The organism is Pedobacter humicola, from assembly GCF_056490705.1.
In genome coordinates, this window is sequence record NZ_JBWJIG010000005.1 from 344,433 (window position 1) to 360,037 (window position 15,605).

Below are 15,605 nucleotides of genomic sequence, written 5' to 3' on the forward strand. Positions count from 1 at the left end.
TCAAAACTTAAAAATGCCCACTGAAAACTGATCATCTGTTTTTAAATTAATCTTTGTAATTTTCGCAGATCATTTAAACGCAATGAAGCTTAATATCCAACCAACTGTAATTTTTAGAACACCTAAATTTTCATATCAATCTGAATTGGCAGATTGCTGGGAGGAATTGAAAGCAGCTATTTCAATAGCTTCGGCTGCCTTTTATGAAACCATAAAAGAAGTAAATGCAAGCGAATTAACCGATCTTCCGCCCAAAGTTTATTTTACCATCTGGAAATATTTTAACCGGGCGAAATTCCGTTCTACGCCTTATGGTACGTTTGCCGGTTTTAGTTTGTTAAATGATGCGATAAAACTGTCTGATAGCAAAATTGTAATCGAAAAGGATCAAAAAATATGCGAACTGATCGATTGGCCGTACAAGAATACTATTCAATTCCCATTGGCTGGTCTGTTACGGCAGAACTGCCTGTTGTTTAGCAACAGCAGTTATTATTCAACACCGAACAGTATCCGTTACATTGCTTGTGCAGATGGCGTTTTCGAACTCGCAGAACTCGATCACGATGATTTTGTGATACAGATATTAACCGCCTGTTTAAAACCGGTACATGCAATCGATCTGATTAAAGAATTAAACTTAAAAGATGATGAAATTGATAATCTTTTTGGTCTGCTTCAGGATATGCACGATCTGCAGCTCCTGTTCACCGATTACGATCCCAATATTATAGGAAAAGACTATTTCGAGCGATTGGGACTTACCGCTACCGAAGAATTACCAAAATACCTGATTGCACAAAGAACAGTTCTGTCAGGAAATATTGATGAGAGGTTACTTCAGGCCGTTCCGGGATTGATTAAAACACTACAGGGTATTTTGCCCGCGAATGATCGCGAAGCCTTAAGTAAGTTCATAGCCAGATTTAAAAAGAAGTTCGAAGAGCAAGAGGTACCCTTACTGCTGGCACTCGATCCTGAAATGGGGGTGGGCTATGATGAGCTGGAGCAGGCCAACCAAAATGATGATTTTATTGCCAAATTAAACAATAAAATAACCAAGCCTAGTGCAGAGTCAGAAAGTATTAAATCTGCCCTTAAAACCCTAATGTTTGCACAAGGTTTTGAAAAAGGTAAACCCCTTTTATTGAATAAACTTTCCTTAAAGCCCAATGAAAAACCATTTTCTCTGCCCAATTCGATCAGCATGGTGATGGCTGTTCATGATGATCTGATCTTTGCAGAGCAGATAGGGGGCGCCACTTCGAATGCGTTAACTGGCCGGTTTACCATGGCAAACCAGGCAGTAGAAACTTATGCCAAAAATATTGCTGATGCAGAACAACTGGCAAATCCTGATGTGCTGTTTTTCGATGTAGCCTATATGGTCGAAACCAATGTAGATAATGTAAACAGACGGAAATTAATTTACGGTCACCAATTATCGATCTTAAATTTTGATACCTCAACAACACCACTTGCTTTAAATGATATTCAGATTTCCATCATTGGAACTGAAGTGATGCTCCGCTCTAAATCCTTAAACAAACGTCTGGTGCCTCGAATGGCTTCAGCTTATAATTATTCCCGTTCAGATTTATCTGTATTTAGATTGCTGTGCGATTTACAGCATCAGGGGCTGCTTACCGGTCTGTCTTTATCGCTCGAGAACCTTTTCCCTGATTTAGATTATTATCCGCGCTTACAGTATCAAAATATTGTTTTAAGCTGTAGCAAATGGAAAGTTAAAAAAGAAGATTTATTAGGAGCAGATCAAAAGTATTTATCTATAGAATTTTGCCGTGCCCATCTTCAAAGTATAGGAGTAAGTAATTATTTCAAAGCCGGTTTATCCGATCAAACCTTATGTTTTGCACTGCATGATGATGGTGATATCAATGCTTTTCTTCAATATATGCAGAAGCAGACCAGTATTTACATTGAAGAATTTAACCTGCCGCAAAATAATATTGTAGTAGATGAAGGATCGAAACCTTATCTTGCCCAGTTTATTTTAAGTATTGGTCATCAAGAACAGATTTACGCCGGACTAAATCCACTTTTAGAGCAGGCTGATGTAACCCGATATTTTCCACCAGGTAAAGAATGGCTCTATTTCGAAATTTATTGTCATCAACAAAGGTCTGATCAGATTTTGGCAGAGGTAATCCATCCATTTTTAACAGACCATTCAGCCGATATCAAAAAATGGTTTTTTATCCGTTACAATGAGAATGGAAACCACATTCGGTTTAGAGTGTTGTTGCACGATAAGCTTAACGCACAAAGGTTAACTTCAAGCCTGATGGATGATTTGGCTTTGTTCTTAAATCCGGGTCTGGTATCTGATGTGCAGATCAAAATCTATAAGCGGGAGCTGGAACGTTATGGCAGCGAGATGATTGAAAGTGTTGAACAACATTTTACGGTTGACAGCGAATTTGTACTATCGCTTTTTGAAACACAGCCTGATCATTTTGATAAATACCGGATCTGTTCAGCACTGGTGTCGAAAATTGTTGAATCCAGGGTTTTGGATCAACAGGCAGCAAGTAAAATGATCAGATTGTTCTCAGATTCCTTTAATCAGGAACACCGGATGGATGCCGCAGATTTTAAGCAGTTAAATAGCCATTATCAAGCATTCAGAAAGGCAGATGTTCACGTATTGACAGAAGCACAGCAGCAAAAATTTGAAATATTCTATACTTCGTTCGTTTATAACCTTAAACTGGTGAAACCAGAAAAACTGATTAAATTATTTGGCGATTTAATGCACATGCATGTAAACAGGCTTTTCAATAAAGATCAACGCACCCACGAAATGGTGATGTATTATTTTTTGGTAAAAGATATTCAGCGTAAAAATGCAATGAATGTTTAGCGGTTTAATCTCGCCATCGGGTTAACAATATCTACAGAGATCTCAGTAATGTACCTGTTCAGCGCGTCTTTATAATATTTGAATATATAATCGTTACCATAGAAATTGTTCAGGCGTTTGCTTATATTTTCTATCCCTACATGGTGGCTTTCCGTCTGTTTGCCTTTATTATCATTGATCATGTTTATGGTTGTGATATCCAGGTGATCATTTTCATAAACGATTTTAATGAGTGCCTGTTGGGTAGAGTGCGAAACATTTCCGTGCTTAAATATGTTTTCTACCAGTGTTAACAAGATAAGTGGTGGAAACCTTAATCCGAATAAGTCTCCCGTTACTTCAAGTTCCAGATTAATTGTATTGGCTGTCCGGAGTTTATGAAGGTTAATTAAATGTTCAATTTGCTCAATTTCTTCACTCAATGGAACCATTTCAGATGCTTCGGGCCGTTTTAAAGCGTAACGCATCATTTCGGCCAGGTTCATAATCGCATCTGCAGCCATTGGCGCCTTTTTGCGGGCATCATTATATATAAAGTTTAACGTGTTAAATAGAAAATGCGGATTGATCTGGCTGCGGAGGTAATTGTTCTGTGATTGAACCAAATCGTTTTCTAAAGCTTGCTTTTCTATTTGGGTAACCAGGTTCTGCCGTTCCAGGGCTTCAACCCTTTTTTGATCACGAAAGGATTTAATAATGTAAACATACCCAGTTGCATAACCAACATATAATAAGCAGCGGTAAACACAGCTTAGAACAAAAGCCTTGCTCAGTGTTAATGGTGTCGATCCTACAATTAATCCAATTTTCCTAAATAATGCGCTCAATAGAAAGGTAATAGAAATATATGATAAACCGGCCAGTAATATCAGTAACGAAATCTTTATTACTTTTAAAGAATCCTTTCTTTTATTTAATATCTTATTTATAAAAAAAGAATAACCATAAAAAACAGAAATATTGCTAAAGTAAATAATGATATAAACGCCTGGTTGCAGAAAAGATTTTTGGAATAGACCTAGAATAAATATGTCATAAATGATGTAGATTCCCCAGATAAAAAAATGAAGTTTATATTTTTGAAAGAATTTTTTGAGGTTGAAAAAGATCATTTTATTACTTTTTAACTATTAAAATAGGGTTTTTGTCTCCTGAAATAGGGGGTTTGTGTAAAAAAATAGTGGCGTTGTATTTTGAGTTGCACCTTTACAGAAATTAATAACAACAATAAATAATCACACATAAAACACATTATCATGAAAGCTCAGCATACTACCAAACTTGTTAAAAAAACTGTTTTCGTTTATAAAAACATTAAAGACCAAAACAATTTTTCTACCGTTCCAACTGATCAGGGTCAAACTATTATCACCAATGCAACAGTAAGTAATATTGTATTTTAATATACTATTGATTTCTGTTGGATTTTAATAAACTGTTCTGTACATAAGTGAAGAAAGTTTCTTTATAACCTTCGCCAATTTGGATCATTTCATTATTTACCAGACGGATAATATTTCCATCTACCTTTTTGATAGCCGACTTAGCAACAATATTAGATTTGTTAACGCGGATAAAGGGGTGAGTTTCTAAGGCTTTTTCAATTTCCTTAAGTGTAAGGTAAGTGGTATGCGTTTCAGATTTGGTTATGATCTGTATATAATTTTGCAGGGCCTTAATGTAAAGTATTTCGTCGATGGCAATGTTAGAAAAAGCATATTTGTGATCACCCTTAATATAGAGGGCTGCCACCTGATCGGGTTCTTTGTAAGTAGCCTTAACGTTATTGGCTTCTTTTTTTAAAATCCTATCGATACCCAGCGCGAATTTTGCGAAAGATATAGGCTTAAGTAAGTATTGATCCGATTGTACGTCAAATGCTTGCAGGGCATAATCTGGATGAGCAGTTGTGAATATTAGATATTTGGCTTTCTCCCTAATATTTTTCGCAAGCTCTAAGCCATTGATGCCGGGCATGTCAATATCCATAAACAATAAATCTATCTCATCATCGGTGCTTATTTCAGTAAGTGCTTGCACAGGACTGGTAAAGGTCTTAAAAATTGTCAGTCCCGGCATTTCTGCAATGTGGTCTGTTAATACCTCAATTGCGTGTTGCTCGTCGTCTATAACAACGCATTTTAGATTCATGTTTATTAAATATGTTTGTTTTATTTGATTTGAATGCAAGTTAAATAAAAATGAATTGATTTAGCAAATGGGCTAAAAAAAAACTCAATTCGGTTTCGTCTAAAAAAACTATAGGTTTCGTGTAATATTCTACGGGGTTGATGTAAAAAACTTACCTAACAAACTTCTTTTTGTAATCTTTAAACTGTTTGCCAAAAACAAATAAACATCTACCTGCCCATTATTGTGTAGCCTGTGGATAAGAAAATAAAAACAGGCCATACAACACTGGGTTTTAGATTTTATTAAAACTTAAAGAAGAATTAAAAAATACCGAAAAACAAAAAGAAATATTCCCCTACATCTATCTATCGCCAAATGAAACACAACGAATACGAATACTTACTTAATAAAATCTACTACAAGGGGATTCTTAAAAGTCAGGGAATCAACGCAGATATGTATCAGAGAATGCAGAATGAATATAGCAATCTTGATGTACCTAGTCTTGTAAAAGGAAAACTTGATAGCGATTATGCATTCAGAAAGTCTTTCCTGGTTGTCCGCAATTTTGTTCAACAAGCGATTAAAGATGGTTTGAAAAGCTTCCAGTTTACCATGAAAGCAACTGATATCAACAAATTAACCTACATGGTTGACATGTTGAACAGAAACTTTTTTGATAAACAAAGTTTAGATCAAATTATCACTACAGCAAATTCGGTATTCAATCAATACAATTTAAAAAACTAACCACCTATAAAAGATAATAACATGGAATTAAAAGATGAAATTGGGCAATTTGCCGTAAGAATCAAGAAAATGCTTCCACAGGTACAATCTGAAGATCTGACAAGGAATGCGTTGGTAATGCCTTTTATCCAAATCTTAGGATTCGACCCATCTGAGGTTCAGTCTGAAGCAGTGTTAGACTTTGGGGTTAAAAAAAGTAAAAAAGTGGATTATACCATTATGAAAGATGGTGAGCCAACAATTTTGGTTGAATGTAAACACCATAATGAGAATTTAGATATCCATGATTCGCGTTTATCTAAATATTTCCGCAAAACAAAAGCGAAATATGGCTTATTAACAAATGGCTTGGTATACCGTTTCTATACAGAGAAAATGGTGAGATCGAAGAAAAATCAAGAGCCTTTGTTCGAATTCAAACTAACCGATACCAAAGCAGCAACTATTGCTAAAATGATCGAAGACCATAAAGATTACTTTAATGTAGATCAAAAGCAAACACCAATCGTAAGCTAAAAAATATTAATATTGACTTAAAGGTTCCGATCACATCGGAACTTTTTTTATGCCCTAACTGCATCTAAAAATAAAAGGGAGAAACCAAATCGGTTTCTCCCTTTTATTGTATTATTAGGGTTGCCTAATTAAATCAGCTCCACGCTTCTGCTTACAAATGCTGTTAATTCTGCACCGGTTAGCATGCCTTGTGCCAACAGCGCTAAATCTACCGCCTGTTTAGCTAAAGTACTTTGCTCAGCTTCATCAGACTTTAAAATCTTACTGATTAACTTGTGGTTTCCGTTAATGGCAACCTTATAGTTATCCGGCATTTGTCCGTAGAAGCCCATTCCGCCACCCATTGCGGCCATATCCTTCATACGGCGCATAAACTCATCCATGGTAATGGTAACAGGTAACTCTTCAGGGTGTAAAGCCACAATTTCTACCTGCATACCTGGTTTGGTAATGGCCTTTTCAAAGATTGAAGTTACTTCCTTCACCTGATCTTCCGTTAAAACGTGCTCATTTTGCTCATCTTTTTCAATCAATTTATCTGCAACGCTAGAATCAACCCGTTTAATTGATGTTTTTTCTAGTTTCTGTTCCAGCTGATTAATAAAGTGGTTATCGATAGGTGAATCCAGGACTAAAACATCGTAATCTTTTTTATTGGCCGACTGGATAAAAGCATCTTGTTTAGCAGCATCGTTGGTGTATAAATAAACCACTGTGCCATTTTTGTCGGTTTGAAGTGCAGATACCTTCTCTTTGTATTCTGGTAGAGTGAAAAGCTCATTTTTAGTGTTGCCAACCAAAGCAAAATCTTTGGCTTTATCATAAAACTTCTCTTCGCTGATCATGCCGTATTTTACAAAAAGACCAATGTCTTTCCACTTATCTTCATAAGCTTTACGGTCTTTAGCAAATAATTCGCCCAATTTATCAGCAACCTTTTTAGTGATGTAGTTATTGATCTTTTTAACGTTGCTATCAGCCTGTAAGAAACTACGTGATACGTTTAATGGGATATCCGGAGAATCGATTACACCATGTAACAACATTAAAAATTCTGGGACAATATCTTTAACTTCATCCGTAATAAATACCTGACGGGAATATAATTTGATTTTGTTGCGTTGCATTTCGAAGTCGTTTTTCAACTTAGGGAAATACAATACGCCCGTTAAATTAAATGGATAATCAACATTTAAATGAATCCAGAATAATGGTTCTTCGCTAAATGGATATAATTCTCGGTAAAAGCTCAAATAATCCTCGTCTGACAAATCTGCAGGAGCTTTTGTCCAGATCGGATTGGTGGTGTTGATAATGTTATCAACCGCTACATCAACGAATTTTGCTTTGCCTTCTTCATCAACACCATCTTCAACAGATTCTGTTTTGGTACCAAATTTAATTGGAACAGGTAAAAATTTAGCATATTTATCAAGGATTTCCTGAAGTTTGTTTTCTTCTAAAAACTCTTCCGAATCTTTGTTTACATGAAGAATGATATCTGTACCACGGCTGGTTTTAGTACCCTCAGTAATTTCAAATTCAGTACTGCCATCGCAAACCCAACGTGCAGGCTCAGCACCATCCTGATATGATAAAGTTTGAATTTCTACTAAATCAGCTACCATAAAAGCTGAATAGAAACCTAAGCCAAACTTACCGATGATTTCGTTGGCATCTTTAGCATCTTTAAATTTTTCTACAAACTCACTTGCGCCAGAAAATGCAACCTGGTTAATGTATTTTTTGATCTCTTCGGCAGTCATTCCCAAACCGTTATCACTAATGGTAATGGTTTTTGCGTCTTTATCAACAGCAACTTGTACCAGCGGCTGGCCAACTTCTCCGTTAAACTGACCTAATGAACCTAGTCTTTTAATTTTTTGAACAGCATCTACTGCGTTAGAAACCAACTCACGAAGAAAAATTTCGTTATCAGAGTATAAAAATTTCTTAATTATCGGGAAGATGTTCTCGGTATGTATCGAGATATTTCCTTTTTCCTGTATGCTCATATGTAAATAAATTGTTTAATCTATATCCTGCATAACAAGGGCTGTTCCAAAAGAATTTGTTTGCCAAAATGACAGTGCTGGATAGAAGATGGATAATGGAAAATGTGAGATGCAAAAGGGTGGACGGATTATAAAGTAAGGGTGTGCCTACAGTATTTAGCGTTTCTCCTTAATAAATCTTAATCTCCTCATGTGTCATCCTGATCTAATAGCTATCAGATTTCTTTTCAGATCTATTTTGATCCTTTCGTCTGCGGCCCAAACCACCCATTATTCCCTTTCCTGTTATCTATTCTTCTTCACCATATGCCAGTTCGATATCAATAAACTGGATAATCAGCGAGCATATATTGCCATCAATATCAAAACCATAATAAACAGGGTAGGTACCATCGCCAAAGCCGCTTTGAAAAAATGGGATATGATATTCTGTATCAGGAATCTTCCAATTGATCCAGTCACCGCCTTCGCGTTGATAAGTAGGGTTTTCGGCGTAATTGGTGGCGAAAAGTGCTGCGAAATAATCATCATATAAGTTTTTACCAGGATTTTCTTTATTAAATTTATCCTGAAAGGCACAGAAATGTTTCAAAGTTTCCTTATCCAAAACACAACCTAAACCTGCGTCAACATTGAATCCGAAAAATTCGCCCTCATTAAAATCAACCAGATCTTCGGTTCCGATTAACGCTTCTTCAAACCTGATAGCGTCGTAAGCAGTAAATCGTACTTTCACGGCCGCGTAACGTGCGCAATCTTCATCATCGGGTACCACAACAGCTGCTGTTACAGGAAATTCTCCTGTAGGTACTTTTATTAAATAGGGTTCAGCATCTTTTTGGATATAAACCAATGGATCGCGAACCAAAATATCACCTGTTGGGATAGAAACACTGCCCAGCTCGAGGTGATCGATCTTTTTACCCGCTACAACTGTTTCTTCAAAATAATCGTTAAGGTTATTGGGGCAAGCCAACAGATTCCGTTTTTCGTTCCAGGTTTTTAACCACGTTTCGCTTGGTATCATTATGTTTAATTTTGAGTTATACAGATAAATTGGACATAAAAATAAAAAAGCCAGGAAAATTTATGGTCTTCCTGGCTAATATTTTTGGTTGGATAAAAGTTAATTCAAATGAAAACTTGGCTTGTCTTCTTCTAGTGAAAGAATTTTGGTGATCTTTTTAAGCAATACATCCATTTGGAAAGGCTTCGATAAGAAATCATCCTGACCGTAATTTAAGGTGGTAAAATCTTTTGGATCGTACAAACCAGAAATCAATAAAATTGGAATTTTCGAAGTGCTTTCTATCGATTTCAACTGCTCACATAAAACGCGACCATCAATATGACCAAGAGAAATATCGAGTAAGATTAAATCCGGGTTGAAATTTTCGATCCTGTTAAAAATTTCTTCACCATCATTAAGTGCCGAGACTTTAAAGCCTCCGATTTCCAGTATCAATTGTATGGTTTCTAAAACCTCAATATCATCGTCTACTACCAGTATTCTCTTCATATATGCCAGCAATTTATATGCTATTAAAAATATAACAACAGTTAGTGTGGTTATGTTTACAATCTTAAGAATATTTTAACAATAAATTTATAATTGCAGAAAAATAGATGCTCAATTTAACTAGCCTGTTTTACAATACCTTCTTTATGCAAGATGAAATTGAACAGATCTTCAATTGGTTTTTGTAAGATTTTTCCAGGCTCGATACCATTTTCGATCAGTACTGAAATTAATGTTTCTTGATAATAGTAAGCTATAGAACCAACAAAATGGCAAGGAACATCTTTATGTTTGGGATAGTCTTTAACATTGGTATCCACAAATTCCTGGAAACCGGTTCTTAAAATACCCTGAATAAATGGATGGTCTTTATGGCTGGCCATAAAGCGACTAAAACCCGCTAAATAGATATTTGGAAAAGGTTTTTGGTAAACATTGGTAATAATCTGTTCTTTATCAGCAGGAAAAGTTGTTTTGAATTCGGCTGCTAAATTTGCAGGCATTTTATTGTAAAGGTAACTTAACAGCACTTTTTTACCGAAGAAAGTACCGGAACCTTCATCGCCGAGTACATAACCTAAGCCATGATGACCATCGTGGATTTTCTTTCCATCGAAGTAGCAGATATTCGAACCTGTACCTAAAATGCAATTTAAACCTTCGGCATTACCACAGGTAGCGTATACCGATCCTAAAAGATCATGGTCTACAGAAATAAAGGCGTTTCCAAAAACCGCTGATAAGCCGTTTGAAACTACTTCATGTTTATCTGGCGAAGAACAACCCGCACCAAAAAAATAGATTTCTTTTACCTCATCTGCATGTTGTACCAGGGATTCGTTTTTAGCAATCAGCTTGGTAATTTCTTGCTCACTTAAGAAATAAGGGTTTATTCCAGGGGTGCTAAATTTAATGGTTTCACCATTATGATAGCCCATCCAATCGGTTTTTGATGAGCCACTATCTGCAACAAGTATCATGGGATTAAATATAAAAATTAATTAGATAAATTTATATTTCCACTGATTTCTTTCAGTGTTGTTTCCGCTATTTTAGCCTGATATTGCATTTCGATGAAACGGTTCTGTGCATCAATTGCATTACGTTGTGCTTCTCTTAACTCTAACGGTGCAATGCTGCCCAAACGGTATTTGGCTAAAGTAATATCGAGGTTTTCTTTTGCGATGTCTACATTCCTTTGCTCTAATTTAATCAGATCCAGATAGGTACTGTAATTTTGGTATGCGGTTAGCAGCTGTGAATTGACATCGAGCTTGGTTTTGTTTAAGGTAAGTGTCGAATTGTCGATCTCAATCTTCGCATTGCGTTCTTGTTGGCGCTGTAAAAAACCATTAAACAGGTTGATGCTTGCGGTGACGCCATACGTAAAGCCATTTGCGGCAAACTTCTGGTTAAAGCCCGTTGGACTGGTGCTGTTTGCCCGGCTATAGCCCGAATTTAAGCTAATGGAGGGATATCTTGCCCCACGTATAGATTTTAAGTTTAATGAAGCAATCCGCTGATTAATAAAGGCATTCTGTACATTTGGGTTCTGCTGCTCGGCCATTTCGGCCATTTTAGAGAATAAGATGCCTTTATCTACATCAATACTATTGTCTACAGAAAATGCAGTGCTAATGTCTCTCACCATTAATTGGTTTAAGCGCACTTTAGCTACCTGCAAAGCATTTTTGGTCTGCAGATAATTTGAAGTATCCGTATTGTAATCTACCTGTGCAGTTAATACATCCAGTTTAGAACCTCGGCCAAGTTGTAATTTCGTTTTGGCAATGTTGGTACGCAGTACCGAAACATCCATGGCACTATCGGCTGCGATAACGAGCTGTTGCTGTCTTACGATATCATAATAAGCCGTAATCACGTCGGCAACGGTATTCAGTATGGTTAAACGGGAATTTAGCTCACCCTGCTTTTGCAGTTCTTTTAAACGGTCGTAATTGGCAAACATGCTAAAGCCATCAAAAATGGTCCATTTTAAATCGGCACCATAACTGTTATTGGTACTTTTGGCACCTGTAATTACCCGGTCGGGACCTGTAGCTGGCGTTTGTGTGGTATTTTGGATACTTCCGCTATTGGTATAACTTCCCGTAAGGTTAGGCAACATGCCGGCATTACCAATATTGGCATTGTTTTTTGCGATATCGATCTGGTTTTTACTGATCTTGATATCGTAATTATTCTGTAAAGCAACAGTTATCGCCTCCTGCAGGCTCAGTTTTTCCTGCGCAAAACCCGAAAGGGATAAGCTTAACAACAGGATAAATATTTTTAATTTCTTGCTCATCTTATTCTTCTGTATGTAAAGCTTCTTGTTCAAAACGATGGGCTTCTTTTAATTCTTTATTTGGTTTGTATGGCTTAGCCCAGTAGGAATAGATGGCAGGGATTACAAACAGGGTTAACACCAATGAGAATAATGTACCGCCCACGATTACTGTTCCCATACTCATCCTGCTTTTTGCCGCGGCGCCCAGAGCAAGGGCAATAGGTAAGGCACCAATTGCAATGGCCAAACTGGTCATTAAAATGGGGCGCAAACGCGAAACAGCGGCTTCCCGTATGGCTTCCGGGATCGGAATACCTTTTTCTTTTAGCTGGTTGGCAAACTCCACGATTAAAATACCGTTTTTGGTTACCAGACCGATGAGCATAATGGTACCGATCTGACTAAAAATATTCCAGCTTTGTCCGCATAACCAGAGCGATAAAAATGCACCTGCAACAGCCATTGGTACGGTTAATATGATAATGATCGGGTCTTTAAAACTTTCAAACTGTGCCGAAAGGATTAAATAAACGAGTAAAAGTGCCAAACCAAAGGCAAAGAAGGTATTCGAAGAACTTTCTTGAAAATCCCGCGATTCCCCGCTTAAATCGGTAGAAAAGGTTTCATCCAGAACTTTTTTAGAAATGGCATCCATCGCGTCGATACCCTCGCCAATGCTTTTTCCCGGTGCTAAACCTGCCGAAACAGTGGCAGCGATAAAACGGTTGTTCCTGTACAATTGCGGCGGACTACTTTCTTCTTTGGCCGTAACCACGTTATCGAGCTGAACCAGTTCACCTTTGTCGTTACGTACATAAACCGAACTCAGATCCAGAGGATCTTTTCTGTCTCCACGGTCGAACTGACCAATCACCTGGTACTGTTTTCCATTCATGAAGAAGTAGGAGAACCTTTGTCCACTTAAACCTAAATTAAGTGTTTGGGCAATGGCCGAGATGGAAACACCTAAGTTTTTAGCTTTATCCCGATCGATGGTTAAGTTAATCTCGGGTTTGTTAAATTTCAGGTTCACATCAGATATGGTAAAGGTTGGGTCTTTCGAAACCGCATCCATAAACAAAGGAATTTTCTCCCTTAACTTCTCGAAATTTTGTGCCTGGATGATATAGCTGATCGGTAATCCACCACGGCGACCAACAGATATTGTAGGTTGCTGGTTTACAATGGTTTTACCTTCGGTGTATTTTTTTGTCACCCTGGTCAGCATATCGGCAATATCTTTTTGCGAGCGCTCACGATCTTCAGGATCGGTTAAACCCATCCGTACAAAACCAGAGTTTACAGATCCCGATCCACCAAAACCTGGCGAAGTAATGGTAATGTTTACATTTTTTTCAGGCACGGAATCAATCACCAGTTGGTTCAGTTTCATAATAAACTGATCGGTATACGCAAATGATGCACCTTCTGGCGTGGTTGCATTGATGTTTATTGCACTTCTATCATCATAAGGGGCTGTTTCTTTTGGTAAAACCTTCCAGAACAAGAAAATGAGGCCCATACACACCAAAATAATCGGGATGGAAAGCCATCTTCTATCTAAAAATTTATTCAGATTTGATTCGTAAGCATCATTTAATTTCACAAAATAAGGTTCTGTCCAATTGTAAAATCTGGATGGTTTATGTCCGCCTTTTTTCATCAGGTAGGCATTCAGCATTGGAGTAAGGGTTAGCGATACAAAAGCCGAAACCAATACGGCTGCACCAATTACGACCCCAAATTCTCTAAATAAGCGGCCAACAAAACCCTGTAAGAAAATTACGGGCAAAAATACAGCTGCCAGGGTAATGGAGATCGAGATTACCGCAAAAAAGATTTCATTTGATCCTTTAATGGCAGCCTCAATTGGCGACATACCTTCTTCTACTTTTTTAAAGATATTTTCGGTAACCACAATACCATCATCTACCACCAAACCCGTTGCCAGTACAATAGCCAGTAAACTCAGTACGTTGATCGAAAAGCCAAAGGCATACATAATGAAGAAAGTGAAAACCAGCGATACCGGAATATCGATCAAAGGCCTGAATGCAATCGCCCAATCTCTAAAGAACAGATAGATGATCAAAATTACGAGAACCAAAGATAAACCAATGGTTTCGGCTACTTCGGTAACCGAACGTTTGATAAAGAGCGTATTATCTAAAGCAACCTTCAGTTTAATATCCTGAGGGATATCAGCCTTTAATTTATCAAAACGGTTGTAAAATTCTTTACTGATATCAAGGTAATTCGCACCGGGCTGCGGAATAATGGCAATAGCCACCATCGGTTTGCCCGATTCGCGTAAGATGGTTTCCTCATTTTCCGGACCTAAAACGGCATAACCAACATCTTTTAATTTGATTACCTGGTTGCTGTCTGTTTTTAAGATCAGGTTGTTGAATTCGCTTTCGTTGGTCAGTTTTCCTAAAGTTTTAACCGTAAGCTCTGTGGTTGCCCCAGTTATTTTACCTGAGGGAAGCTCTACGTTTTCATTGTCTAAAGCGGTAACAATATCCTGCGAAGTTAAGCCATAAGCACTTAGTTTATTCGGGTCCATCCAGATGCGCATCGCATATTTCCGCTGTCCCTGAATCTGCACACTGCTTACTCCCGGAATGGTTTGGATACGGTCTGCAATTACGTTTTCGGCAAAATCACTTAATTCTAAGGTATTGCGTTTATCACTTTGGATCGTCATCGACAAAATCGGATCAGAGTTGGCATCGGCCTTACTTACTACCGGTAAGCCGTCGATATCTTTTGGTAAGGTACGCGCGGCTTGAGATACTTTATCGCGCACATCATTGGCGGCTTCTTCAATGTTTTTATCGAGGTTAAACTCGATAGTGATATTACTCGTTCCCTGGTTACTGGATGAAGAGATATTCCGGATCCCGTCAATCGAATTGATCGATTTCTCCAAAGGTTCGGTAATCTGCGATTCTATAATATCGGAATTCGCACCCGGATAGGAAGTCCTTACCGAAACTACGGTTGGATCAATAGATGGATACTCTCTAACCCCCAGAAAGGTATAACCGATTATCCCAAAAAGGACAATCAATAAGTTCATCACAATAGCCAAAACCGGCCTTTTTATACTCGTGGTGGAGATACTCATTATTGATTGTTTTTATTTTTTTTATCCTCGTTATTCACCCTAAAACTATATACTTTAGCTTCTTTTGGTAATTGTGCGTTCATGATAAGCAATCTGTTCTGTATGTCTACCGTTGCACTGTCTATATTTCTATTCATATTAAATTCAACTATAATATTGCCATACCCATTTTGAGCTATCGCTGATATTTTATGGATATTACTAATGTTTGAAATTTCTTTTTGCAAAGGATCCAAAACCTTCAATTTTATGGCAACCGAATCTGCCTCAGCATGAGATACATACACCCGCATCACGGCTGGCTCTTTAGGAGTTTGCTTACAGCTAACCATTCCAAAAGCCATATTTGTTGCCGTAATCAAGGCTGT

13 protein-coding genes are annotated in these 15,605 nt (G+C 37.5%); 4 read left to right on the forward strand and 9 right to left on the reverse strand.

Features of this window, described 5'->3' with window-relative positions; translation table 11 throughout:
- The first annotated feature begins 82 nt into the window (after positions 1 to 82).
- Entirely contained in the window at positions 83 to 2,884 is a 2,802-nt protein-coding gene (locus tag AC04Q1_RS11150) for a lantibiotic dehydratase (protein ID WP_478364581.1), read from the forward strand.
- On the opposite strand, the gene AC04Q1_RS11155 is transcribed toward AC04Q1_RS11150, so the two are convergent.
- Positions 2,881 to 3,711 (reverse strand): sensor histidine kinase, encoded by an 831-nt coding sequence (locus AC04Q1_RS11155; RefSeq protein ID WP_478364583.1) that lies wholly within the window; start codon positions 3,709 to 3,711, stop codon positions 2,881 to 2,883. The two genes, AC04Q1_RS11150 and AC04Q1_RS11155, sit on opposite strands and share 4 nt — an antisense overlap.
- A 429-nt stretch (positions 3,712 to 4,140) precedes the next feature.
- Here AC04Q1_RS11155 and AC04Q1_RS11160 point away from each other — a divergent pair, with 429 nt between their 5' ends.
- On the forward strand, positions 4,141 to 4,287 hold the full coding sequence (locus AC04Q1_RS11160) for a hypothetical protein (RefSeq protein ID WP_478364585.1): 147 nt from the start codon (positions 4,141 to 4,143) through the stop codon (positions 4,285 to 4,287).
- A gap of 4 nt (positions 4,288 to 4,291) precedes the next feature.
- Here the strand turns inward: AC04Q1_RS11160 and AC04Q1_RS11165 are convergent, their stop codons facing one another.
- A complete protein-coding gene (locus tag AC04Q1_RS11165) occupies positions 4,292 to 5,035 on the reverse strand; it encodes a LytR/AlgR family response regulator transcription factor (protein ID WP_478364587.1) in 744 nt (247 codons plus the stop codon).
- A gap of 357 nt (positions 5,036 to 5,392) precedes the next feature.
- Between AC04Q1_RS11165 and AC04Q1_RS11170 the strand changes: the two genes are divergently transcribed.
- Both AC04Q1_RS11170 and AC04Q1_RS11175 read left to right on the forward strand, forming a co-directional pair.
- Positions 5,393 to 5,767: a hypothetical protein gene (locus AC04Q1_RS11170; RefSeq protein WP_478364589.1), complete on the forward strand. Its 375-nt coding sequence runs from the start codon at positions 5,393 to 5,395 to the stop codon at positions 5,765 to 5,767.
- Positions 5,768 to 5,788: 21 nt separating this feature from the next.
- A complete protein-coding gene (locus AC04Q1_RS11175; protein WP_478364591.1) occupies positions 5,789 to 6,283 on the forward strand; it encodes a type I restriction enzyme HsdR N-terminal domain-containing protein in 495 nt (164 codons plus the stop codon).
- 128 nt (positions 6,284 to 6,411) lie between these two features.
- On the opposite strand, the gene htpG is transcribed toward AC04Q1_RS11175, so the two are convergent.
- The 7 genes from htpG to AC04Q1_RS11210 all read right to left on the reverse strand — a co-directional run bounded on the left by htpG (position 6,412) and on the right by AC04Q1_RS11210 (position 15,599).
- The gene (htpG, locus tag AC04Q1_RS11180; protein ID WP_478364593.1) at positions 6,412 to 8,298 is read right to left on the reverse strand and encodes a molecular chaperone HtpG; all 1,887 of its coding nucleotides are present in this window, start codon (positions 8,296 to 8,298) and stop codon (positions 6,412 to 6,414) included.
- Between the two features lie 289 nt (positions 8,299 to 8,587).
- Positions 8,588 to 9,325, reverse strand: coding sequence for a DUF4241 domain-containing protein (locus AC04Q1_RS11185; RefSeq protein ID WP_478364595.1), 738 nt, complete (start codon positions 9,323 to 9,325; stop codon positions 8,588 to 8,590).
- Between the two features lie 99 nt (positions 9,326 to 9,424).
- Complete coding sequence (locus tag AC04Q1_RS11190; protein ID WP_316846335.1) at positions 9,425 to 9,817, reverse strand: response regulator; 393 nt, start codon at positions 9,815 to 9,817, stop codon at positions 9,425 to 9,427.
- 116 nt (positions 9,818 to 9,933) lie between these two features.
- Positions 9,934 to 10,797, reverse strand: a complete 864-nt coding sequence (locus tag AC04Q1_RS11195) for an N-acetylglucosamine kinase (protein ID WP_478364597.1) — start codon at positions 10,795 to 10,797, stop codon at positions 9,934 to 9,936.
- Positions 10,798 to 10,814: 17 nt separating this feature from the next.
- Positions 10,815 to 12,125, reverse strand: a complete 1,311-nt coding sequence (locus tag AC04Q1_RS11200; protein ID WP_478364599.1) for a TolC family protein — start codon at positions 12,123 to 12,125, stop codon at positions 10,815 to 10,817.
- 1 nt (position 12,126) lies between these two features.
- On the reverse strand, positions 12,127 to 15,237 hold the full coding sequence (locus AC04Q1_RS11205) for an efflux RND transporter permease subunit (protein ID WP_478364601.1): 3,111 nt from the start codon (positions 15,235 to 15,237) through the stop codon (positions 12,127 to 12,129).
- Positions 15,237 to 15,599, reverse strand: a complete 363-nt coding sequence (locus tag AC04Q1_RS11210; RefSeq protein WP_478364603.1) for an efflux RND transporter permease subunit — start codon at positions 15,597 to 15,599, stop codon at positions 15,237 to 15,239. The genes AC04Q1_RS11205 and AC04Q1_RS11210 overlap by 1 nt, the downstream gene beginning before the upstream one ends.
- Positions 15,600 to 15,605 lie beyond the last annotated feature (6 nt).